Genomic DNA, 22,767 nt, shown 5'->3' on the forward strand with positions numbered 1-22,767 from the left:
CAAAATTTATAACCAAATGAGTTTATTTAGAAAACCTGTTACATTCCTTCTTATCGGAATGACATTTTTTAGCTGTAATAAAAAAGAAGTCGCATTTTCAGATCCTTTAATTACCAATCGCGATACCACCATCAATCCGGCCGATGATTTTTTTAATTATGCCAATAATGGCTGGTTCAAAAAAAATCCTATTTCGAAAACGGATAGCAGTAACGGAATAATGAGAACTGTAGTTGATACGATCAACGGACAAATTAAAAGTATCTGCGAAAATTCGGCTAAAGATGAATCGGCAGCAAAAGGAAGCAATAAACAAAAAATAGGTGATTTTTATGCGTCGGGCATGGATACGATTGCCATCGAAAAAGCAGGTTTGTCTCCGCTAGATACCGAAATCAAAAAAATCAACGAAATTAAAGATGTTTCAGGACTGGTCAATACAATTGCGCATTTGCAAACTGTTGGTGCAGATCCGGCATTTACATTTTATGTTTCGCAAGACGATAAAATCAGTACAAAATATGCGCTGTTTTTCGGACAAGGCGGTTTAGGAATGAAACAGAGAGATTATTATCTTGATTCGGATAAACGAAATGTCGAAATTCGTGCGGCTTATTTGTCTCATCTTAAAAACATGATGCGATTTACAGGAGATGAAGAATCAGTTGCGGTAAAAAATGCAGCATCAATTATGAAACTCGAAACTGAACTGGCAAAATCATCCCGAAAATTAGAAGCGCTTCGTGATCCTATAAAAAATTATAATAAGATATCTGTAGAAAAGTTCAATACGCTTACACCCGATATCGACTGGAAAAAAGTATTGCCAATTTTAGGTATTGCAAAAGCGGATACAGTTATAGTAGGACAGCCGGAATTTTTTAAAGCATTAAATACCACGATAAAAAAATATACGATCGAAGACTGGAAAACCTATCTTAAGTTTAACCTTGTTAGTGCTTACGCTCCATATTTGAACGCAGCGATCGAAAAAGAAAATTTCAAATTTTATTCGACAGTACTAAATGGTGTTGCAACTCAAAAACCACGTTGGAAAAGAGTAGTAGAACAAACAGATTCATCTTTAGGGGAATTAGTAGGTCAGGTGTATGTTAGTGATTATATGCCAAAAGGTGTTAAAGAGAAGTTGCTGGAAGTAGGAAATAATATTCGTGATGTCTTTGCTTCACATATTAAAAAACTGGACTGGATGAGCGAACCTACTAAACAGAAAGCCTTGTTCAAGTTGAGTAAAATGGTCATGAAATTGGGTTATCCTGATAAATGGAAGGATATGAGCGCACTTTCTATAGATCGAAAATCATATTGTGTCAATGTTATGAAAGCTTATATTTGGGATTATCAATACATGATCAACAAATTTGGAAAACCTGTCGACAGAAACGAATGGGTGATGCAGCCGCAAACGTACAATGCGTATTATAATCCTAGTAATAACGAAATCGTAATTCCGGCTTGTAATATTATTGTACCGGGTTACGAAGGACGTATGCCGGACGATGCTGTCTTGTACGGAATTATTGGTGGTTCTTTCTTCGGACATGAAATCACGCACGGTTTTGATGATCAGGGAAGTCAATATGATGAAAAAGGAAACCTGAACAATTGGTGGACGGCCGAAGATTTGAAAAAATTCAAAGCCAAAACAAAGTTGATAGTAGACCAATATAGTAAATATGCAATATTGGGTAAAAATATAAATGGTGATGCCACTCAAGGTGAAAATATTGCCGACTTAGGCGGCGTAATTATGGGTTATGAAGCATTCCAGAAAACAGCACAATTTAAAAACAAGGAAAAAATTAGCGGATTAACTCCCGAGCAGCGTTATTTCCTTGCTTATGCTTATTCATGGATGATCAACAGAAGAGATGAATCGAAAATCAATCAAATCATGACTGATGTACATTCACCGGAACAATTTAGGGTAAATGGACCTTTGAGTAATATTCCTGAATTTCATAAAGCATTCAATGTCAAAAAAGGAGATAAAATGTATCAGCCGGATAGTTTACGAGTAGTAATCTGGTAAGACATACAATTATAAGTGATATAAAACCATTCGTTGCAGCGAATGGTTTTTTTTGTTTTACGATGTAATTGTCCACAGATTGTACGGATTAAAATGATTTTATTTTGTCTGAAAAATGTGTGGATTTTTGTTTCACGCAGATTCTGCAGATTTTAGCAAATTTTACTTCGATTTAAAATTAAAAATCTGTGTACATCCGCTTAAATCTTTTTAAATCTGCGTGAAAAAATTAATCGTAATCCAATTCGTGAAAATTCGTGCAATTAGTGGCAAACCTCCGCTACCAAAAAACCAGTCGGATTTTTCATATAATTTACGCGGAAAAAACTATATTTACAATCCCAAAAAAGAAAAAATATAAATATGAAAAACTTTAGAATCTTAGTGTTTGCTGTTCTTTTATGTGCTTCTTCAATGAGTTACGCTGCAAAAGTAGATACTTTACAAGTTGCCAGTACCGCCATGAGCAAAACCTATAAAGCGGCGGTTGTATTACCCAATTCTTATGCAAAAAGCAAATCGGCGTTTCCGGTGATGTATTTATTGCATGGAGCTTACGGTCATTTTAGCGATTGGCTGAAAAATACACCAAACAAAAAACTAGTTCAAAATTTATCTGATCAGTATAATATTATTATTGTAATGCCGGAAGGAGAGACATTCAGTTTTTATCTGGACAGTCCGGTAAATAAAGGAAGTCAGTTTGAGACTTTTATTACTCAGGAAGTAGTTCAAAAAGTAGATAAAACCTATAGAACGATAAGCAACCGAAACGGAAGAGTAATTACAGGACTTTCTATGGGAGGTCATGGCGCATTATACTTATCTGCCAAACATCCTGAATTGTTTTGCGCTGCCGGAAGTATGAGCGGTGCGGTAGATATGAGTACGATGCTTAATCGTGAATCTTCGGCTCAGGTAGTAAAACTGATGCAGCCTGTTTTTGGAGACAAAAGCGATAGTTCTGAAATGTATGCCCAATATGCCGTAATTGGAATGCTGGATAAAATTAAAGCCAATAAACTACCTCTAATTATCGATTGTGGAGTTGATGATTTCTTAATAGAACCCAACAGAGAATTACACCGAAGACTGGTATATAACAAAGTAGATCACGATTACATAGAACGTCCCGGAGCGCATACCTGGGATTATTGGGAGAATTCTCTACCTTATCATGTACTATTTTTTAATAAAATCTTGCTTAAAAACCAGCAGGTTACAAAAAAATAATAGAAATTTTTTACAGAAAGAAACGTAAAAGCTTTTTTTGGTTTGATTTTTGGAATACCTTTATGTATAAACTTAAAAAAATAAAAATTATGAAAAAGATACTTACCTTATTCGCAGTTGTTGGATTAATCGTGTTTTCAAGCTGTGAAGGCGATCAAGGGCCTCCGGGATATGATGGGATTGATGGAGAAATAGGAACTGTTTATGAAAATATAGCACCTAATTACTATAATTTTGTAGGGCCTGATTATAGTGTTAGATTTACCTTTCCAAAGCCAATATTTGATTCTGATGTCGTTTTGGTATATCGTTTTGATGGAGTAGATTCCGGTAATCGACCAGTTTGGCAGGCTTTGCCAGAAACTTATTATTTGAATGATGGGACTAGAGATTTTTCTTTAAAATATGTTTTTACACCTAGTTATGTGAATATTTATTTAGACGGAAATAATCGAGCCACAGTTCCTGCTGCTTATAGAGTTAATCAGATTTTTAGAATTGTTGTAGTTCCTGCGGATTTTGTAAACTCAGTTAATAAATCTAATTATTTAGATGTGATGAAAACCTTAAAATTAAATGAAAGTGATATTAAGAGAATTAATTTATAATTTCATAATTCAATCATAAAAAAGGAGATCGTAAGATCTCCTTTTTTATGAATACACGTTTATTATCCCCAATCTTGTCATTCCGAGGCACGGGGAATTGCCGAAAATAACTACGCAACTATAGCCTAATCTTTATCGATTTTCATGTGTAATTTACTTTGTCTGTTCGCTATCGCTTGGGCCTTTTTTCAATCGAAATGACAAACTTTGTAGATCTATTAAAACGATTATTCGAAATCGTCTGTCTTTTAATATAGTAGCGAAATAACAAATGATCAATAAAAATAAAAGGCTATCTTTTTAGGATAGCCTTTATTGTAAATATATGTTTTAGGAATACTATTCTTCTCCCAAATCAGTATCAGTAAGTTCTTTTTCTTTTCCGAATTTAAGAGAAACCAAAATCCCTACTAAAAGCGAAAGAGCAATAAATCCTAATGAAGCCCATTCCGGAACGTGAATCCATTCATGAAGTAACATTTTTAATCCAACAAAGGCTAAAATGGCTACCAGACTATATTCTAAATAACTGAATTTTGCCAGCATATTGGCCAGGAAGAAATACATAGAACGTAATCCAAGAATAGCAAAAATATTAGAACTGAATACCAAAAACGGATCAGATGTAATGGCTAAGATAGCAGGAACACTATCCACAGCAAAAAGAACATCCATAACTTCAATAACAATCAGGGCTACAAATAATGGAGTTGCAGCTCTTTTGGCTGTTTTGGTAGAAATGAAAAACTTTTCACCATCCATTTCAGCAGTAATGGGAATAATTTTTCCTAATGTTTTATATACAAAAGAATCCTTTGGCTGGAAATCATCATCTTCTCCAGAGAACAACATTTTTATTGCAGTAAAAAGAAGGAAAAGCCCAAATACATAAGTGGTCCATGCAAATTTATTGATTAGCATTACTCCAAAGAAAATCATTAATCCACGGAAGATTACAGCGCCCAGGATTCCCCAGAATAAAACGCGGTGTTGGTATTTTTGCGGAATTTTGAAAGAGGCGAAAATAATGGCAATCACAAAGATATTATCTACACTCAAAGAAAGTTCAATCAAATAACCGGTAATAAACTTCATAGAAGCTACCGCTGGTTTTAGATTGTCAGGATTTGCGATATAATCAGTAGTGTAAAGCCAGTAAATTACTCCTGAAAACAGGAACGATAAAGTCACCCAAATAAGTGTCCATTTACTTGCTTCTTTGGTGCTAATAATATGTGGGTTTTTATTGAAAACACCCAAGTCTAAAGCAAGAATAAAAACAACGGCTAATAAAAACAAAATCCAGACTATCATGATACTTTTTTTAAATGATTTACAAAGATAGTTTTTGAAGTTTAACTTAAAAATTAATTGTCGAAAAGTTGTGTTCAAATTCTGAATAAAGCTTAAAGATTTCTAAGTTAGTGATGTTGGTTTTGTGTATCATGGGAAGATTGTGGTAAATGGCATGGGGATGACACCGATTCGCTTTGCGAAAACACAGATTTGAACGGATTTATTTCTTTTACCCATCGTAGCTACCCGTAATCTTGTTATCCTGAGGAAATGAAGGATCACACTCGGGATTCTACAAAGATTAGCTCCTGAAAAAAAATATAGCAATCAGAAAGGCAAACTATACGGCAAAAAAAAAGTGCCATCAAATTTGATGGCACTTTTAAGATATAATCTAAGCTTTGAATTATATCGCTGATTTAACAGTTTTGATAATTCTTGCAGCAATTTTGTATGGATCTCCGTTTGAAGCTGGTCTTCTGTCTTCAAGATATCCTTTCCATCCTTTTTGAACGGTATATAAAGGAATTCTGATTGACGCTCCTCTATCAGATACTCCGTAAGAGAAATCATGGATAGAAGCAGTTTCATGTTTACCAGTTAAACGTTGGTCGTTGTAAGCTCCGTAAACTGCAATGTGTTCTGCAACTACAGGACGGAAAGCTTCACATATTTTTTCGTAAGTTTCTTTAGAACCACATGTTCTTAATACTTCGTTAGAGAAGTTAGCATGCATACCAGAACCATTCCAGTCTGTGTCTCCAAGTGGTTTTGGGTGGTATTCTATATAGTAACCATATTTTTCAGTCAAACGATCTAGTAAGTAACGGGCAACCCAAATTTCGTCCCCGGCTTTTTTAGCACCTTTAGCGAATAATTGAAATTCCCATTGTCCGCAGGCAACCTCCTGGTTAATACCTTCAAAGTTAAGACCCGCAGCGATACATAAATCAGCATGTTCTTCTACTAATTTTCTTCCGTGAGTGTTTTTTCCACCTACAGAGCAGTAGTACATACCTTGTGGAGCAGGATATCCTCCAACAGGGAAACCTAATGGCAATAAGGTTTTAGTATCCATGATGAAATACTCTTGTTCGAAACCAAACCAAAAATCATCATTATCATCATCAATTGTAGCTCTACCGTTAGAAGGGTGTGGCGTTCCGTCAGCATACATTACTTCTGACATTACAAGGTATCCGTTTATACGAGTTGGATCAGGGTAGATAGCAACAGGAACTAATAAACAGTCAGAAGATCCGCCTTCAGCTTGTTTTGTTGATGAACCATCAAATGACCAGTTTCCAAGTTCTTCTAATGTTCCTTTGAAATTTTCATGCTCTTCAACTTTAGTTTTACTTCTAAGATTTTGAGTTGGTTCATATCCATCTAACCAAATGTACTCTAACTTAATTTTAGCCATAATAATATAAATTAATTTTTTTGTTTTTTTCGTTGGGTCAAATATAGATTTATTTTTTTAGCCGTAAAAATTAGGGGGCTGTTTTGTTTATGTCTCTACTATTTTTTGGATAAGCGCAATTTTCTAAGGGGTATATTTTTAAAAAAGCAATTTTTAACACTATTAAAAAATAAATTCGTAAAAATTACAGCTGTTTTTTATAAATCAGGGTTAAGGAATTATGAAAAAATGTTTATTTAATGAAGAATACTGATGTATTTTGTTACATTTCTTTAAATCAAATTCATTATTCTTTGAAAAAAGCGTCTTATGTTGAAAAATCGTCGAACAAAAATCTCAAATTTATCTTATAAACAGGCTTTTTATTTGTTTATATTTGTCGATCATTTTTTAATAAAAATTATTACAAATTTTAAACTTATTATACATGTCAACATTACGTTTCCAGGCCTTGAGAGATGCTTCTACAAGAAAACCAGTACATTTTGAAGAAATCGATAGAAAATCTAACATTTTTGGTGCAAATGTCTTTAATGAAAAAGCAATGAAGCAGTTTTTGACTTCGGATGCTTTAAAAGGTGTTAGAGACGCTGTTCAGCACGGAACTAAAATAGAAAGAAAACTGGCAGATTACATTGCCATGGGAATGAAAGAATGGGCATTATCTAAAGGAGTTACTCATTATACACACTGGTTTCAACCCCTTACAGGAACTACGGCAGAAAAGCATGATGCTTTTTTTGAAGTTTCATATGACGGAAGTGATCCGGTAGAGAAATTTGGCGGAGCACAACTGGTACAACAAGAGCCGGATGCGTCGAGTTTTCCGAATGGCGGAATCAGAAATACATTCGAAGCCAGAGGTTATACGGCCTGGGATCCAACTTCTCCTGCTTTTATTTACGGAACTACTTTATGTATTCCAACTGTATTTATCGCTTATACAGGAGAAGCATTGGACAATAAAATTCCGTTGTTAAGAGCCTTATCTGCCATAGATGAAGCCGCAACAGAAGTATGTCGCTATTTTGATAAAAATGTAAAAAAGGTAACCGCTACTTTAGGCTGGGAGCAGGAATATTTCTTAATCGATAAAGCACTAGCCAATTCCCGTCCTGACTTGATGATGACCGGCAGAACTTTATTAGGACATACCTCTGCAAAAGGACAGCAATTAGACGATCATTATTTTGGTTCTATCCCAACTCGTGCGCTTACTTATATGAGAGATTTAGAGCAGGAATGTATGTTATTGGGGATTCCGGTAAAAACGCGTCATAACGAAGTGGCACCTAACCAATTTGAGCTGGCGCCCATTTTTGAAGAAACCAATCTTGCCGTAGATCATAACTCATTATTGATGGATGTGATGCAGAGAGTGGCAGAGCGTCATGACTTTAAAGTACTATTTCACGAAAAACCTTTTAAAGGAGTAAACGGATCAGGAAAACACAACAACTGGTCCTTGGCAACAGATACTGGAGTTAATTTATTGAGCCCGAGTAAAACGCCAATGAGCAATTTACAATTCCTGACTTTCTTTATTAATACCATAAAAGCAGTTAACGATTATGAAACCTTATTAAGAGCGTCTATTGCAACTGCAAGTAATGATCACAGGTTAGGAGCAAATGAAGCGCCGCCGGCAATTATTTCTGTTTTTATTGGGGCACAATTAACCAAAGTATTATCAGAATTAGAAAGTGTGACAACAGGAAAATTATCTCCTGAAGAAAAAACAGATTTAAAACTGAATGTAGTGGGTAAAATCCCGGACGTTCTTTTGGATAATACAGACAGAAACAGAACTTCGCCTTTTGCCTTTACCGGAAATAAATTTGAATTTAGAGCAGTAGGATCAAATTCGAACTGTTCGAATTCGATGACAACCCTTAATGCAATTGTAGCCAAACAACTAAAAGATTTTAAAATAGAGGTAGATACTTTGATCGAGTCGAAAGACATGAAAAAAGACGATGCTATTTTTAATGTTTTAAGAGAATATATCAAAGAGTCTAAAAAAATACTTTTTGAAGGTGACGGATATAGCGACAGCTGGGAAAAAGAAGCTGCAAAAAGAGGTTTAAGTAATTTTAAAACTACTCCGGAAGCGATTAAAGCGAAAGTTTCGAAACAAGCTTTGGATTTGTTTTCTGAATTAGGAATTCTAAACCATGTTGAAGCCGAAGCACGTTACGAAATAGAGTTAGAAGAATACACTAAGAAAATCCAGATTGAAGGAAGGGTTTTAGGCGATATTGCAAGAAATCATGTTATTCCAACGGCAATACGTTACCAAAATACTTTAATTGAGAATGTAAAAGGATTAAAAGAAATCTTCGGTGCAGCGTTTGAAACTATTGCCAAAGAACAAATCGTTCTCATTAAGGAAATTTCAGGTCATATCGAAGGAATAAATTCTAAAGTATTGGCGATGACTGACGAAAGAAGAACCGCCAATCATTTAACAGATGCACAAAAAATGGCCGAAGCCTATTGCAATAAAGTGAAGCCCTATTTTGAAGATATTCGTAATCACTGTGACAAATTAGAGCTACTTGTTGACGACGAAAGTTGGACATTAACCAAATATAGAGAGCTATTGTTCACGAAATAAAAAGTACCTGAACAATTCTATTAAGCCCATCGAATTAAGATGGGCTTTTTTTTGTTTTAATGTTAAAATAAAGTAAGATAAGCATTGTTTTTATCAGATCACAGGGTATAAATGTAAGGAAATTGTAATAATTAAGTAATTTCCTACTTATGTTTTTGACGATTTCAGCAGTTCATCGAGATAGTTTTACAGTTCATCGAAAAGTCGTTATGTTATTGTAAAATAGGTATTTATACTTGATTTGATTTTCGAGAAGTTTTCTAATTTTGGTCATGAAGAAAGAGAATAAGTCCTCTGATTTTATTTTCGAATGACGTTTTTTTGATGGCTCGATTTCCCCCAAATCACACTGACCTACATAATAAGTTGTATTAATAACCAATTAAATATATCTATTATGAAAAAAGTAATTTTAAGCATCTCAGCGATGCTATTTGTAGGGGCTGCAGCAATTGCGCAGGGAAACACTTCATCAGTGAATCAGGTAGGAAACTCTGACATTGGTATTGTAAATCAAAATGGAGGAACAAATGATTCCAAAATTGATCAATTAGGAGATTCGAACAAATCAGAAGTTTATCAGGGAATTCAACCGGGCGTTTACAATGCTAAAAACAATGCTGCAGATGTAAAACAAAAAGGTAACAACAACAATGCTTTTGCTTCTCAAAGTAACCATGATAACAAAGCGTATCAAACTCAAACAGGAGACTGGAATAAAGCAACAATCTGGCAAGATCAAATTGCTCCTCCAGCATCAGCATTAGGAGGATTTGATAAAGCAACTCAGGTGCAAACAGGAAAACACAATGAAGCTATTATTGACCAAGGAACAACTGGAAATGAAAAACCAACCGGAGCTCCTTTCAATGCAGCTCAATTGGCAGCTGTTAATGCAGTAAGTGTACCATTTGCTCCTCATAATACTAATGAGGCTACACAAACTCAAAATGGTGATGGTAATTATGCTTATGCTACTCAGGGTGGTGTTAAAAACCAATCTTGGCAAACTCAAAAAGCTCCAGCAGGTACAGCTGTAGCAGATGGTAATAAATCATACCATTATCAATATGGTGAAGAAAATAAAGCTACAACTACACAAGATGGTACTAAATTGAAAGAAAGTACATTGCAAATTGGAAACAAAAATACTGCAACTGTAACTCAAACTGGTACATCTCATGCTAGTGTTGCATTTTCACTTGGAAACATGAACACAATTACAGTGACCCAATCAGGTATGTAATTTATGAAAATAAAAATGAGATAGTCATAGAAGGTGACTATCTCATTTTTTAATCTAAATCAATCAAGATGAAAACTTTCATTTTAAATATTGTATTGCTTTTACTTTTTTCTCCTGTATTTTATGCGCAGGAAAAAGAAGATAAATCCGATTTTAAACCTTACAGCTCTTCTGTTTTTAATTCAAAAGAAAAAGCTTTTAGTGTGGTTTCGAGTATGGATAAAAAGGCACAGGATAATTTAAATTCAAAAATTCAGTCTGGAATACAAATTCAGCAAATTGGGGATTTAAATAAAGTAAGAGCATTTTTAAAATCAAATGAAACAAAAGTTGCTGTAAACCAAAATGGACACCGCAATGAATTGTTTCTGGATAAAAATGCTAAAACACTGACCCAGAATATTGTTCAACAAGGAGATAATAATAAAATTTCAGATTTTACATTGCATACCAATTATAATGTAAATATGGAAATGATCCAAAAAGGAGACAATCAAAACATTCAAAGTATTGGAACCAATTCCTTGTCAAAAAACATGAAAATTACCCAGACAGGAAATGGCGCCTCAATAATTCTTATCAATAAATAAATTTAAACATGCGTTTTTTATATCGACATATCACATTCTTATTTCTGGTTTTTACTGCCACAGTATATGCTCAGGTCCCCCAAGACAAAATAAAAGCAAAACTGGAAATTGAAAAAGTAGAGGGTAATGTAAAAATTACTGGTACAGCTGAAAATCTTACTGATGTCATCAGAGGTGCCGCCTATAGAATGTCTGTTATAAAAAATAATAATAAAAGTAATAATCAGTCTAATAATGACCAGGTTGGTGTTTTTACCTTACAGCCAAACGAAAAACAAAAACTATCTACTTCTCAGATTAATCTGTCTGAAGATGATGAGGTAGTTGTATTATTATTGTTTTATGATGAAGACAAGCAAATAATAGCGAAAGATCGTGTGGTTTTGGGTGAAGAAAAAAAAAAGATGTAGAAGTAATTGTAGTGCCTGTTGACGGATTTGTGTTAAGAGGAATTATTACAGATGATACTAAAACCAAAATGGGAAAAGATTTTTACGACCGGTATTATTACAAATACAATGATCTTGGAATCAACGCTGAAAAAATAGTCACAATAGGTGAAGAATATAGTTTTGCAAGAAATACATCCATAACCATAAGTATCGACAATGAAGTTATTTATGAGTTTCTGGCAAGGCCGGATGATGAATTTTTAGATGCAGTTGCAGAAGAATCTGTAAATGCCACCTTCACTTACCTGAAAGAAAAAGAAAAAGAGCGCAAATATTTCACTCAGTATTAATTTTATTATTAGCGACATGAAATTTATAATCACCCTGGCAGTATTCCTGCTTATTTCTCCGTTTATAAATGCTCAGGCATTAGTTTATAAACCAGTTAATCCGGCTTTTGGAGGAGATACCTTTAACTATCAATGGCTTTTGAGCAGTGCCGAAGCTCAAAATAAGCAAAAGGATAAAACAGCCGAAACCAAAACGCAAACTGACTTAGAGCGATTTAAAGCCAATTTAAATTCGCAATTATTGAGTCAGATTTCAAGTACTCTCTACAAACAACAATTTGGTACTGATGGTATAAAAGAAGGTTCCTATACTTTCGGGAGCTATTCAGTGGATGTTTACCCATCTGCAGACGGACTTACTCTAAATATTTTAGATACCAATACCGGGGAACAAACTCAAGTAATTATCCCAAATCAATAACATGAGATTACATCACTACTTATTTATAGTATCCGGATTACTTTTTTCGGGTTGCGGTGCTTATTATAATCAGCCAACCGGTGTTCAAAAAGCAGTTTTAGGAGAAGGAACTCCTGCAACTTCATTATTAAAAGATCTGCCAAAACCCAAAGAGCAAGTTGTCGTGGGTGTCTATAAATTCAGAGACCAGACCGGACAATATAAACCGCAGGAAAACGGAAGCAGTTTTAGTACCGCCGTTACTCAGGGCGCGACTTCTATATTGATAAAAGCGCTGGAAGATTCTAAATGGTTTATACCCATCGAGCGTGAAAATATTGGTAATTTATTGCAGGAACGAAACCTTATTCGGGCAACGCGTCAGGAATATGTAAAAAATGCCAATCCAAACGAACCTCAGTTAACACCTTTATTATATGCCGGGGTTTTATTAGAAGGCGGAATAGTTTCGTATGATTCTAATATTATTACCGGAGGTTTTGGAGCGCGGTATTTTGGAGCCGGAGCTTCTGTAAAATACCGTCAGGATCGTGTTACCATTTATTTGAGAATGATTTCAACCTCAAACGGAAAAATTTTAAAATCAGTTTATATATCGAAAACCATTTTGTCTCAGGCAATTGATGAAAGCTTATTTAGATATGTAAATTTTAAAAGGTTATTAGAAGTTGAAACCGGATATACCACAAATGAACCGGTCCATATGGCCGTCACTGAAGCCATTGAAAAAGCGGTAGAATCTTTGGTTCTCGAAGGTATAAAAGATAATATCTGGGAAGCTGATGCACCAAAATGGCAAGTCGATAATTTAATAAAAGCATATGCCGAAGAAACTAAAACGGCTGATGTAACCGCGCTTTACGGAAGAGAATTAGAAAACAGAAGAAGCAAATTTGCTATCGAAATTTCCGGTGGGGCAACCCTTATGGATGGCGATTATCAAGATCCGCTTTTAAGGCCTTTTGGTCGCGGAGCTTTAAAGTATTTTTTAACTCCCGCTTTGAATATCAGCGCTTCTACCAACGTGGTTAATCTCGCCAACAAAAATTTACTCGACGTAGGTTATATCACTTATGATCTTAATCTCGAATGGATTTTACTTCCCAAAGATCGTTTTACTCCTTATCTCTACGCAGGAGGAGGATATGCAACAAACAGGAAATTCGAGAATGCTTATGGTAAAATTCAATACGGTTTAGGACTTGAATATCTGATTTCAGATAAAATTGGAATCAAATTGTTTGGAGAGCAAAACATTAATTTTAGTGATAATGTCGATTATATAAAAGCAGGAACCCGTGACGATTACTATTACAAATTTGGGTTAGGACTTACTTATTATTTTACAAAAAAGAAAAAATAGGATAATTGAAAGACCAGAATTTTAAAGACATAACGATGAAGTTTAAATTTAAAAACAAATTAATAATGAAGTATTTATACAAAATAGCAAGCGTACTTTTTTTATTGTTTTTGGTTTCATGTAGTGAAGAGAAAATAGGAGAATCGGCATATGGTACTGTTAGCGGAAGAGTGGTGAATGCAGATACTTTTGAACCAATGGAAAATGTAAAAATCCTTTCAAGTCCCACAACAAGTACTGTTTTTACAGATGCAGATGGTAAATTTACAGTTTCGAATGTAAAAGTGGGCGAATACTCTTTTCAGGCACAAAAAGAAGGCTTTATAGCAAAATTCGAAGCCACAACCGTTACAGCAAACAATACATCACAAGTGGTTTTTGAACTCAAAAAAGCATCAGCCAATAATAAGCCGCCAACAGTTCCCGTATTAGTAAATCCGGTTGATAATAGTACCGCCCAAGCTGTATCATTAGATCTTACCTGGACAGCTACAGATCTGGATAAAGATGAATTGATTTTCAAGATAACCCTTAGAAACGACAGAAACAGCGAGGTGAAAGTTTATGATGCTGTAAAAACGAACAAACTTACGTTGATAGATTTGATTTTTGGAGCAAAATATTATTGGCAAATCGAAGTTACCGATGGTGTAAATACACCTGTTTTAAGCACCGTAAGTACCTTTACCACAATTGCTTTTCCGGCAACACGATATTTGTTTATAAAAAACATAAACGATAATAATGTGATTTTTACTGCCGATGATGCGGGTAAACAATATCAATTAACGAGTTCAGACAGAAATTACTGGCGTCCCAGAAGAAATAATCTGGTAAAGAAAATTGCCTTTATAGGAACAAATGGTTCTCAAAATGATCTTTACACGATGAATTATGACGGAACGGGAATTAAAAAGTTAACAAGTTCAGTGCCTATTGCCGGGTTCAATTCAGATTATATAGGCTATTCCTGGAATGCCTCAGGAAGTGAACTGATTTATCCTAATTTCGATAAATTATACAAAATCAACAATGACGGAAGCGGTTTGACCAAAATATTCCAGACCCCAAATGGCAAATTCATATCAGAATGTGACTGGAGCGCCGACGGCTCAAAAATTGCTTTAAAAGTAAATGATGCCAACGGATATAATGTTGAGGTCTACGTAATCAATGCTTCAGGAGTGGTGATAACAACCATTCTTTCAGGACAAAACGGAGCAGTGGGCGGACTAAACTTTTCCATCACAGGCCAAAAATTAGTCTATACCAGAGATGTTTCAGGATTCGAAAGTTCAAATTACCGACAGTTAGATTCTAAAATTTTCGAATACAGCTTTGCATCGGGAAATACTACACAAATTATAACAGAGAAAATATCCGGAACAAACGATCTCGATGTACGATATTCACCAAACGAGTCCGAATTAATTTTTACCAATACCTCAAATGATGGTATTTCGATAAAAAACATTGTAAAAACAACAGTAGGAGTTGTCAATTCCAGAGTAGTATTATTTTCAGGAACAGCAATGCCTGACTGGGAGTAACTTTTAGGAGCCAAAATTTTATAACCAATTTTACTCAGGAAATTCGGCAGCGCTATAAAACCTGCCGATTTTTTTTTGTGCGTCAAAATCTTCAATTTTAAATACTATAGCCCTGAGAATTAAAAAAAGGGATTATCTTTGCACCACATCAACACAAACTAAGTTTCATGAGTTCAGATTCTAGCAAAAGGTATGCACAAAGAGGTGTTTCGGCATCAAAAGAAGACGTACACAACGCCATAAAAAATATTGATAAAGGTTTATTTCCTCAAGCATTTTGCAAAATTGTTCCCGATTATCTTACCCAGGATGAGGAATATTGCTTAATAATGCACGCTGACGGAGCAGGTACAAAATCGTCACTGGCGTATATGTACTGGAAAGAAACAGGCGATATTTCAGTTTGGAAAGGAATTGCTCAGGATGCCTTAATCATGAATATCGACGATTTATTATGTGTTGGCGCAACAGATAATATTCTGCTTTCATCCACAATAGGAAGAAATAAAAACCTAATTCCTGCTGAGGTTATTTCGGCCATCATCAACGGGACCGAAGAATTAATCAACGAATTAAAATCTTTTGGCGTAACCATTCATTCAACAGGCGGAGAAACTGCCGATGTTGGAGATGTAGTGCGCACCATAATTGTAGATTCTACGGTAACTGCACGTATGAAACGCAGCGATGTTGTAGATAATGCCAACATAAAAGCAGGCGACGTAATTGTTGGTTTAACCTCTTTTGGTCAGGCAACTTACGAAAAAAGTTATAATGGCGGAATGGGAAGCAACGGATTAACCTCTGCGCGTCATGACGTTTTCGGGAAATATTTAGCTAAAAAATATCCGGAGAGTTTCGATGCTGCAGTTCCTGAAGAACTAATTTATTCAGGTCAGGTAAATCTAACCGATGAAGTAGAGAATAGCCCAATAAATGCAGGTCAGTTGGTACTTTCTCCAACCAGAACTTACGCACCAATTATCAAGAAAATTTTAGACACTTACACACCAAACGAAATTCACGGAATGGTGCATTGTAGTGGAGGAGCGCAAACTAAAATTTTACATTTCGTTCAGAATTTACACATTATAAAAGACAATTTATTTCCGGTTCCTCCATTGTTCAAGTTAATTCAGGAACAATCAAAAACCGACTGGAAAGAAATGTATCAGGTTTTCAACTGCGGTCACCGTATGGAAATCTATGTTCCTGAAAACATTGCACAGGATATTATCGCGATTTCAAAATCATTCAATGTCGATGCACAAATCGTAGGTAGAGTAGAAGCAGCCGATGCTAAAAAACTAACAATTACCAGCGAGTACGGAACATTCGAATATTAATTTTTTTTGAGTTACAAAGTTACAAAGGTTCTGAGTTGCAAAGGTTTTATATACTGGAGTTTATAACAGAACCTTTTTTATTAATAATCAGCTTTTTTAGGAGCTAATCCAGCTATCCGCTATATTTTTTGTGGCGAACCCCGCTACAAAAGGATGCCGCTACTATCGGGGCTAAAAAACACCAGGCTATGTACGAATTACTTTTTTGGAGATATTTAGAGGAGGTTTACCTAAACCATCATGAAGTTTACGAAGCTCTTGTAGAAAGAGAAGATGTAGAAGGTCTTGAAACACTACCTGTTGAGGTGATCATGAACAGAATCGCTTCGGTATTCTCAAAATGGGAAAGAGTCGATGAAAATAGCTGGCAAAATACTACAGGAAAAGGTGCTTTTCAGGTTATCACAACCCCTCAAAGTGTTAAAATCGACTGTTACGGAACCGAAGGTAAAACTATGAATAAGCTGGTTGAAGTAATGGAAGAATTCAAATGTCCGTTGTACGATCCCCAGGTGCCGGAACGTTATGATGAAATGAGTGAGTAATTAAACTTTGCAAAACTTCGTGGTATCTTTGAATCTTTGCGAAATAGCTATAACACAAAGTTACACAAAGATTTCACAGAGATTCTCAAAAGTATACTCCCTACAGGACAATTTTTCTTAACGATTTTTTTTCTACAAATATTTAATTCCTAACGGAATAAGTATTTATTAAAGTAAATATCCCGTAGAGATTAAATGTTGATAGAAAAAAATTACGAATATCCATTTTGTCCCTCAGGGACTACACATTCTACCATAAAATAATGATTATATAAAGTTTTTTTTTTAATCTTTATAATAAATTATCCCAATTGCTATCGGGAGTGACAAAAAAATATATGACATCCATCTCTAACTTCAGTTTCTCAGACAATATCATTTTAGAAGACGATTTAGTTTTATTGCGTCCTTTGCAAGAATCAGACATCGATAATTTATTAGAAATATCGATCAACGAACCAGAAACCTGGAAATATTCCTTAGTAGGAGCAGACGGAAAAGAAAATCTGATCCAATATATTCAGTTGGCGATAAAAGCAAGAGAAAATCAAAAAGAATTTCCCTTTATTGTTTTCGATAAAAAGTCCCAAAAATACGCTGGTTCAACACGTTTCTACGATATGAACTTGGAGTTTAAAACCCTTCAATTGGGCTATACCTGGTATGGTTCAGCTTTTAGAGGAACCGGACTCAACAAACATTGTAAATTCTTACTACTACAGTTTGCCTTCGAAACCCTTGGAATGGAACGCGTAGAATTCCGTGCTGATAATGACAACAAACGAAGCATTGCCGCTATGAAAAGCATCGGTTGCAAAGTCGAAGGCGTTTTACGAAGCCATATGCCCACAATAAATAAAGAAATACGCCGTGATTCAATCGTCCTGAGTATCCTTAAAAACGAATGGTTCAACGAAGTAAAAGAAAACCTAAAACAAAAGCTTTAAAGAGCCAAAGGCTCGCCAAATATTGTAGGGCTGGATTTTAGTCCAGTCTAGCATAATAACATGAGAATATAAATCAGTTATTAATCTAAACCTGGGTTAGCTATGATTTTCTTTGATTTTAATAAGTTATCCAATTCATCTTTTCTCGTCCAATCAAAATTTAGCTCAGTTAAAGTTACTAGTTGTATGTCAATTTTCGAGATGTACCATTCAAGATATTCTTTCATTCCGCTTTGATAAAAGTCCAGCCAGTTTTTATAATTTTCAGGAATGGCTATTCTAGGTCCGTATAATGGTCTGTCAAGAATATCGGGAAGATTTAATTCGCATTGATAACAGTCAAGAATATAAGTAATTCGTTCCTGACTTTTTGACCACCAATCAATAATTAATTTGCTTGTCCAATTTTTATTACCATCAAAATAGTAAGCATCATATGGATCAATTGAGGCAGCTGTTAATATCTCCTTTAATTCTTGTTCGTTAAGAGGCTGCTTAAATATCACTTCATGATAATCTTCGTCGCCACCAACATTATTCATGGCTTCTACTTGGCCTGTTCCACAATTATCAGTACAGCTGGTATAAATTGGTCCTGGCGTATTTAGCCAATTTATATTTTCAAAATCTCCATGATTGGTAAATTTAAAATTTCCTATAAAGCGAACGAATTCCTCAGTATTAACTGTTTGTTCAAACAAAATTTTTTCTATTTCTTTTAATGGTATTGTCATTTAGATAGCCCAAAATTTGGAATTGATAATTTATATTGAAATTTGGAATTTAAAAAATTGAAATTTAACAATCCTATCCATCATGCAAAATAAGATCCTGTTCCTTTCTTAGTTTGGCAGTTAAATTATCGACATAGGTTTTTATTTTTGGCGGTAAGGAATTCCAGTTAGCATCTTTTTTGAAACTTCTGCAATAATCAAGAACACATTCTACGGCGCGAATTGCATACTTTTTGTTTTTATAAACCGTAATAATTTTAACCCTTCTTATTTCATTATTTTCATTTCTGGTTCCGTAAACAATTACAGGATCGATGTAGCCATCGCCGTCAAGATCTTTGGTGCTGCAATATTTGGTCCAGAACCAAATATTGGTTTCTTTAGGTTCAGTAATTTCAAGTAAATCATTAATGCGCCATTTTTCAAGAAAACCACCATGATCGCTCATTGTATAAATCGCCTGAATTTTGGTGTTTAAAGTATCTTTTTTAGTAATATTTTTTTGGTTTTCGCACAAAAGCAAATTATAAACCCCAGCCTTATCAGAACATTCAAAAGCTTTATAAATAGGGAAATCCGAAACCTGATCGAGTTCTCTTTCTTTTATCTCGCTTTTTGTTAATTTATAACTTTCTGTTTTTTGCGAAAAGCTTAATAAGGAATAAGAAAACAACAGAAATAAAAAATATTTTTTCATGTGTAGCATTGCATTTTTTGGATCAATCAAAGATATTTAAAAGCTTTTTATTGCAGTAAATTTTATATTTTTTAAAAAGCAGATTTTGTTGTATTTTTCTAACCTGGAATTATTAGAAAAACGTTTTAGTAAGTACCTGATACTGTTTTGTAGAAATTATAATGTTTAAAAAAAACACCTAATGAATAGAATAAATTACAAAAGTTTTCTCTTTGGATTCTCCTTTTTAGTGATTGGCTTTGGAGTAAAAGCTCAGAAAAAAGCAATAGAAAAACGTAATCTAATTCAGTATGTTGATCCCATGATTGGTACGGCTAAGATGGGACATACCTATCCGGGCGCAACCGTTCCGTTTGGAAGCGTACAGCTAAGTCCGGAAACCGATACCATTGCGTACAGTTTAAACGGGAAATACAACGGGGATGTCTATAAATATTGTGCGGGATACCAATACGAAGACAAAACAATTGTAGGTTTTAGCCATACCCATTTTAGCGGAACAGGTCATTCTGATCTGGGAGATTTTTTAATTATGCCTACAACAGGAAAATTGCAACTGAATCCCGGAGTAGCTTCAAAACCATTATCAGGTTATCGATCAGCATTTTCTCATTCGACCGAAAAAGCAGAACCGGCTTATTACAGTGTAATGCTGGAAGATCATAAAATAAAAGCAGAACTTACAGCAACTACGCGTGTGGGAATGCATCAGTACACATTTCCAAAGTCCGATCAAGCACATATTATTCTGGATCTGACTTCCGGAATTTACAATTACGATAAAAAGAACGTCTGGACCTTTGTTCGTGTTGAGAATGATACTTTGATTACCGGATATCGCCAAACTAACGGATGGGCGAGAACCAGAACGGTTTATTTTGCGATGTCATTCAGTAAACCCATTAAAAGTTACGGACAGGCAGCACTGGAAAAAAGTGTCTACAGAGGCTTTTGGGGAAGATTCGATCAAACGAAGAATTTCCCGGAAATGGCAGGTCAAAACTTAAAATTGTTTTTTGATTTTAATACCCAGCAAGGAGAGAAGATCAAAATAAAGATGGCTTTATCTCCTGTAAGTTCTGCCGGTGCACTGGAAAATATGAAAAAAGAAGTTCCGGGCTGGGATTTCGAAAAAGTAAAAAAACAAAGTCAGGAAGTCTGGAACAACGAATTGAATAAAATTCAGGTAGAAACCATTCAGAAAGAGGATTTGGTAAATTTCTATACCTCTATGTATCATGCCTTTTTGGGACCAACAGAATACATGGATTTAGATGGCAATTATAAAGGTTTGGATATGAACGTTCATAAAGCTGAAGACTTTACAAATTACACCAGTTATTCGTTATGGGATACTTACAGGGCTTTGCATCCTTTGTTCAATTTGGTACAGCCAGCCCGAAACTCAGATATGATTAGTTCGATGTTGGCGCATTCAGACCAAAGTGTACATAAAATGTTGCCGATATGGTCGCACTATGCCAATGAAAACTGGTGTATGATAGGCTATCATTCGGTTTCTGTAATTGCCGATGCAATTGTAAAAGGAAATGGCAACTTTGATACTGAAAAGGCACTTCAGGCTTGTGTAAACACAGCAAAAGTACCATATTATGACGGATTGGAATATTATATAACAAAAGGTTATGTTCCTGAAGATAAAAATGGGGCTTCGGTTTCTAAAACTTTAGAATATGCTTATGATGACTGGGCGATTGCACAGGCAGCGAAAAAATTGGGTAAAACAGAAATTTATAATGAATTTATCGAAAGATCTAAAAATTATAAAAACGTTTACGATGCAAAAACAGGTTTTATGCGTCCTAAATTAAACGACGGAACTTTCAAAAAAGAGTTTGATCCGCTTGATACGCACGGGCAGGGATTTATAGAGGGGAATTCATGGAATTACAGTTTATATGTTCCGCAGGATCCTGCTGATATGATTAAAATGATGGGAGGAAACGACAAATTTAATGTTCGCCTTGATTCGTTGTTCAGTATGCATTTACCGGATAAGTATTTTGAAAATACAGAAGATATTACCAGAGATGGAATCATTGGGAATTATGTTCACGGAAACGAACCTTCGCACCATGTGGTGTATTTGTACAACTGGACCAACTCGCCCTGGAAAGCGCAAGACAAAATTAGAATGATCCTGAAAAAAATGTATCGAAATGGGGCCGATGGTTTAGGCGGAAATGATGATTTTGGGCAAATGAGTGCCTGGTATATTTTTAGCAGTTTAGGGTTTTATCCTGTAGCGCCGGGCTCTGACGAATATGCATTGGGAAGTCCGTTGGTAAAAAAAGCGATTTTTAACTTAGAAAACGGAAAAAATTTCGAGGTAGAAACGGTAAATCAATCGGATAAAAATGTGTTTGTAAGTAAAGTGCTTTTAAACGGAAAACAATTAGAGAAACCTTTCCTGAAGCATTCGGATCTTATCAATGGCGGAAAAATTACTTTTTATATGAGTGCGAAACCCAATAAAAAGAATTATTAAACTAAATAAATTTGCCCACGGGTTTTACGGATAAAACGGTTTTATGCGATTTTTTTATGTCAGACTTAGAAGTCGAAGGGCTTTCACGATGAAAAAGACTTCGACTTCGCTCAGCCTGACAATGTGTAATATTTAAATTTGAGAAAATTTGTGCTATTCGTGGCGGAACAACAAAAAACTTCACGAAATTTGCACTTTAAATAAAAAGTAAATATGAAAATAAATCTAAAATCAGGAATTGATAAATTGCTTTTCGGAATGAAGCAAAACGATGTAAGCGCTGCTTTAGGAAAACCGGACAAAAATTATGTAGATGAAGATGATAATGTGATTTTTGTATACAACGCACACAAAATCAGATTGACATTTTATCAGGAAGAAGACTTGAAATTAGGTTATTTGGTAGCGTCAAGCAATGATTTGGAAGTTTTCGGGTTCAAGTTAATTGGAAGAAAAATTGCTGATGTGAAGAAGGATTTAGCGACTAAAGGAATTACAAAATATACTCAGGAGACTTTTGATACTTTCGAAAACTACTTTAACGAAGATAATTGGTTTATTCTTCAAACTGAATTTGATGAAGTAGTGAAATTTGAAGTTGGTGCGATCATCAACGAAAAAGACGAATTTGACTGGAAGTTTGCGGTGAAGAAATAAGCACAATCTTGTCAGGATGACAAAAAAACAAAAGCCCACAATTTTGTCGGCTTTTTTTGTGGTCATTATTTAGGGGGTAATCACTTCAATATTACACGATAGTTCTTGAATTATCTAAATCCCTGATGGGAACGGCATCCTTTTGTGGTGGGGTTCACCACAAAAGGTACAGTGGACAGCAGGAAATAGC

At 35.0% G+C, this 22,767-nt stretch carries 20 protein-coding genes; 16 read left to right on the forward strand and 4 right to left on the reverse strand.

Going from position 1 to position 22,767, the window contains the following annotated elements; all coding sequences use genetic code 11:
* The first annotated feature begins 16 nt into the window (after positions 1–16).
* From IRZ78_RS04150 to IRZ78_RS04160, 3 genes are all read left to right on the forward strand, one after another.
* Entirely contained in the window at positions 17–2,053 is a 2,037-nt protein-coding gene (locus IRZ78_RS04150) for a M13 family metallopeptidase (protein WP_194615316.1), read from the forward strand.
* 363 nt (positions 2,054–2,416) lie between these two features.
* Positions 2,417–3,286 (forward strand): alpha/beta hydrolase family protein, encoded by an 870-nt coding sequence (locus tag IRZ78_RS04155; RefSeq protein WP_194615317.1) that lies wholly within the window; start codon positions 2,417–2,419, stop codon positions 3,284–3,286.
* 89 nt (positions 3,287–3,375) lie between these two features.
* Complete coding sequence (locus IRZ78_RS04160) at positions 3,376–3,894, forward strand: hypothetical protein (protein ID WP_194615318.1); 519 nt, start codon at positions 3,376–3,378, stop codon at positions 3,892–3,894.
* A gap of 339 nt (positions 3,895–4,233) precedes the next feature.
* Here the strand turns inward: IRZ78_RS04160 and IRZ78_RS04165 are convergent, their stop codons facing one another.
* Both IRZ78_RS04165 and IRZ78_RS04170 read right to left on the reverse strand, forming a co-directional pair.
* Positions 4,234–5,208 (reverse strand): TerC family protein, encoded by a 975-nt coding sequence (locus IRZ78_RS04165; protein ID WP_065447717.1) that lies wholly within the window; start codon positions 5,206–5,208, stop codon positions 4,234–4,236.
* A gap of 388 nt (positions 5,209–5,596) precedes the next feature.
* Entirely contained in the window at positions 5,597–6,613 is a 1,017-nt protein-coding gene (locus IRZ78_RS04170; RefSeq protein ID WP_194615319.1) for a glutamine synthetase beta-grasp domain-containing protein, read from the reverse strand.
* 427 nt (positions 6,614–7,040) lie between these two features.
* On the opposite strand from IRZ78_RS04170, the gene IRZ78_RS04175 reads away from it, so the two are divergent.
* The 11 genes from IRZ78_RS04175 to IRZ78_RS04225 all read left to right on the forward strand — a co-directional run bounded on the left by IRZ78_RS04175 (position 7,041) and on the right by IRZ78_RS04225 (position 17,980).
* Complete coding sequence (locus IRZ78_RS04175) at positions 7,041–9,230, forward strand: glutamine synthetase III (protein ID WP_194615320.1); 2,190 nt, start codon at positions 7,041–7,043, stop codon at positions 9,228–9,230.
* A 397-nt stretch (positions 9,231–9,627) separates the two neighbouring features.
* On the forward strand, positions 9,628–10,476 hold the full coding sequence (locus IRZ78_RS04180; protein ID WP_194615321.1) for a hypothetical protein: 849 nt from the start codon (positions 9,628–9,630) through the stop codon (positions 10,474–10,476).
* A gap of 68 nt (positions 10,477–10,544) precedes the next feature.
* On the forward strand, positions 10,545–11,066 hold the full coding sequence (locus IRZ78_RS04185; RefSeq protein WP_194615322.1) for a hypothetical protein: 522 nt from the start codon (positions 10,545–10,547) through the stop codon (positions 11,064–11,066).
* An 8-nt stretch (positions 11,067–11,074) separates the two neighbouring features.
* Positions 11,075–11,476 (forward strand): hypothetical protein, encoded by a 402-nt coding sequence (locus IRZ78_RS04190; protein ID WP_194615323.1) that lies wholly within the window; start codon positions 11,075–11,077, stop codon positions 11,474–11,476.
* A gap of 29 nt (positions 11,477–11,505) precedes the next feature.
* Positions 11,506–11,808 (forward strand): CsgE family curli-type amyloid fiber assembly protein, encoded by a 303-nt coding sequence (locus IRZ78_RS04195; RefSeq protein ID WP_347349814.1) that lies wholly within the window; start codon positions 11,506–11,508, stop codon positions 11,806–11,808.
* A gap of 16 nt (positions 11,809–11,824) precedes the next feature.
* Positions 11,825–12,229 carry a curli production assembly/transport component CsgF gene (locus tag IRZ78_RS04200; RefSeq protein ID WP_194615325.1) on the forward strand — a complete coding sequence of 135 codons (405 nt, stop codon included), beginning with the start codon at positions 11,825–11,827 and terminating at the stop codon, positions 12,227–12,229.
* A gap of 1 nt (position 12,230) precedes the next feature.
* A complete protein-coding gene (locus IRZ78_RS04205) occupies positions 12,231–13,592 on the forward strand; it encodes a CsgG/HfaB family protein (protein ID WP_194615326.1) in 1,362 nt (453 codons plus the stop codon).
* A gap of 65 nt (positions 13,593–13,657) precedes the next feature.
* Positions 13,658–15,142 (forward strand): carboxypeptidase regulatory-like domain-containing protein, encoded by a 1,485-nt coding sequence (locus IRZ78_RS04210; protein ID WP_194615327.1) that lies wholly within the window; start codon positions 13,658–13,660, stop codon positions 15,140–15,142.
* Between the two features lie 167 nt (positions 15,143–15,309).
* Positions 15,310–16,488, forward strand: coding sequence for an AIR synthase related protein (locus IRZ78_RS04215; protein WP_194615328.1), 1,179 nt, complete (start codon positions 15,310–15,312; stop codon positions 16,486–16,488).
* Between the two features lie 188 nt (positions 16,489–16,676).
* Positions 16,677–17,033, forward strand: coding sequence for a hypothetical protein (locus IRZ78_RS04220; protein WP_194615329.1), 357 nt, complete (start codon positions 16,677–16,679; stop codon positions 17,031–17,033).
* 338 nt (positions 17,034–17,371) lie between these two features.
* On the forward strand, positions 17,372–17,980 hold the full coding sequence (locus tag IRZ78_RS04225) for a GNAT family N-acetyltransferase (protein ID WP_194615330.1): 609 nt from the start codon (positions 17,372–17,374) through the stop codon (positions 17,978–17,980).
* Between the two features lie 80 nt (positions 17,981–18,060).
* Here the strand turns inward: IRZ78_RS04225 and IRZ78_RS04230 are convergent, their stop codons facing one another.
* Both IRZ78_RS04230 and IRZ78_RS04235 read right to left on the reverse strand, forming a co-directional pair.
* A complete protein-coding gene (locus IRZ78_RS04230) occupies positions 18,061–18,714 on the reverse strand; it encodes a hypothetical protein (protein WP_194615331.1) in 654 nt (217 codons plus the stop codon).
* A 73-nt stretch (positions 18,715–18,787) separates the two neighbouring features.
* Entirely contained in the window at positions 18,788–19,411 is a 624-nt protein-coding gene (locus IRZ78_RS04235) for a hypothetical protein (RefSeq protein WP_194615332.1), read from the reverse strand.
* A 181-nt stretch (positions 19,412–19,592) separates the two neighbouring features.
* Here IRZ78_RS04235 and IRZ78_RS04240 point away from each other — a divergent pair, with 181 nt between their 5' ends.
* Both IRZ78_RS04240 and IRZ78_RS04245 read left to right on the forward strand, forming a co-directional pair.
* Positions 19,593–21,920, forward strand: coding sequence for a GH92 family glycosyl hydrolase (locus IRZ78_RS04240; protein WP_194615333.1), 2,328 nt, complete (start codon positions 19,593–19,595; stop codon positions 21,918–21,920).
* 213 nt (positions 21,921–22,133) lie between these two features.
* Positions 22,134–22,577, forward strand: coding sequence for a hypothetical protein (locus IRZ78_RS04245; protein WP_194615334.1), 444 nt, complete (start codon positions 22,134–22,136; stop codon positions 22,575–22,577).
* The last annotated feature ends 190 nt before the right edge of the window (positions 22,578–22,767 follow it).

The organism is Flavobacterium sp. CSZ, assembly GCF_015350725.1.
GTDB lineage: Bacteria > Bacteroidota > Bacteroidia > Flavobacteriales > Flavobacteriaceae > Flavobacterium.

Excerpts from the sequence above, each read along its gene's own strand:
- IRZ78_RS04210 (WP_194615327.1), top strand. The coding sequence starts at position 13,658 with ATGAAGTATTTATACAAAATAGCAAGCGTACTTTTTTTATTGTTTTTG.
- IRZ78_RS04240 (WP_194615333.1), top strand. The coding sequence starts at position 19,593 with ATGAATAGAATAAATTACAAAAGTTTTCTCTTTGGATTCTCCTTTTTA.
- IRZ78_RS04225 (WP_194615330.1), top strand. The coding sequence starts at position 17,372 with ATGACATCCATCTCTAACTTCAGTTTCTCAGACAATATCATTTTAGAA.
- IRZ78_RS04180 (WP_194615321.1), top strand. The coding sequence starts at position 9,628 with ATGAAAAAAGTAATTTTAAGCATCTCAGCGATGCTATTTGTAGGGGCT.
- IRZ78_RS04205 (WP_194615326.1), top strand. The coding sequence starts at position 12,231 with ATGAGATTACATCACTACTTATTTATAGTATCCGGATTACTTTTTTCG.
- IRZ78_RS04165 (WP_065447717.1), bottom strand. The coding sequence starts at position 5,208 with ATGATAGTCTGGATTTTGTTTTTATTAGCCGTTGTTTTTATTCTTGCT.
- IRZ78_RS04235 (WP_194615332.1), bottom strand. The coding sequence starts at position 19,411 with ATGAAAAAATATTTTTTATTTCTGTTGTTTTCTTATTCCTTATTAAGC.
- IRZ78_RS04150 (WP_194615316.1), top strand. The coding sequence starts at position 17 with ATGAGTTTATTTAGAAAACCTGTTACATTCCTTCTTATCGGAATGACA.
- IRZ78_RS04175 (WP_194615320.1), top strand. The coding sequence starts at position 7,041 with ATGTCAACATTACGTTTCCAGGCCTTGAGAGATGCTTCTACAAGAAAA.
- IRZ78_RS04245 (WP_194615334.1), top strand. The coding sequence starts at position 22,134 with ATGAAAATAAATCTAAAATCAGGAATTGATAAATTGCTTTTCGGAATG.
- IRZ78_RS04185 (WP_194615322.1), top strand. The coding sequence starts at position 10,545 with ATGAAAACTTTCATTTTAAATATTGTATTGCTTTTACTTTTTTCTCCT.
- IRZ78_RS04160 (WP_194615318.1), top strand. The coding sequence starts at position 3,376 with ATGAAAAAGATACTTACCTTATTCGCAGTTGTTGGATTAATCGTGTTT.
- IRZ78_RS04170 (WP_194615319.1), bottom strand. The coding sequence starts at position 6,613 with ATGGCTAAAATTAAGTTAGAGTACATTTGGTTAGATGGATATGAACCA.
- IRZ78_RS04230 (WP_194615331.1), bottom strand. The coding sequence starts at position 18,714 with ATGACAATACCATTAAAAGAAATAGAAAAAATTTTGTTTGAACAAACA.
- IRZ78_RS04190 (WP_194615323.1), top strand. The coding sequence starts at position 11,075 with ATGCGTTTTTTATATCGACATATCACATTCTTATTTCTGGTTTTTACT.
- IRZ78_RS04215 (WP_194615328.1), top strand. The coding sequence starts at position 15,310 with ATGAGTTCAGATTCTAGCAAAAGGTATGCACAAAGAGGTGTTTCGGCA.
- IRZ78_RS04220 (WP_194615329.1), top strand. The coding sequence starts at position 16,677 with ATGTACGAATTACTTTTTTGGAGATATTTAGAGGAGGTTTACCTAAAC.
- IRZ78_RS04155 (WP_194615317.1), top strand. The coding sequence starts at position 2,417 with ATGAAAAACTTTAGAATCTTAGTGTTTGCTGTTCTTTTATGTGCTTCT.
- IRZ78_RS04200 (WP_194615325.1), top strand. The coding sequence starts at position 11,825 with ATGAAATTTATAATCACCCTGGCAGTATTCCTGCTTATTTCTCCGTTT.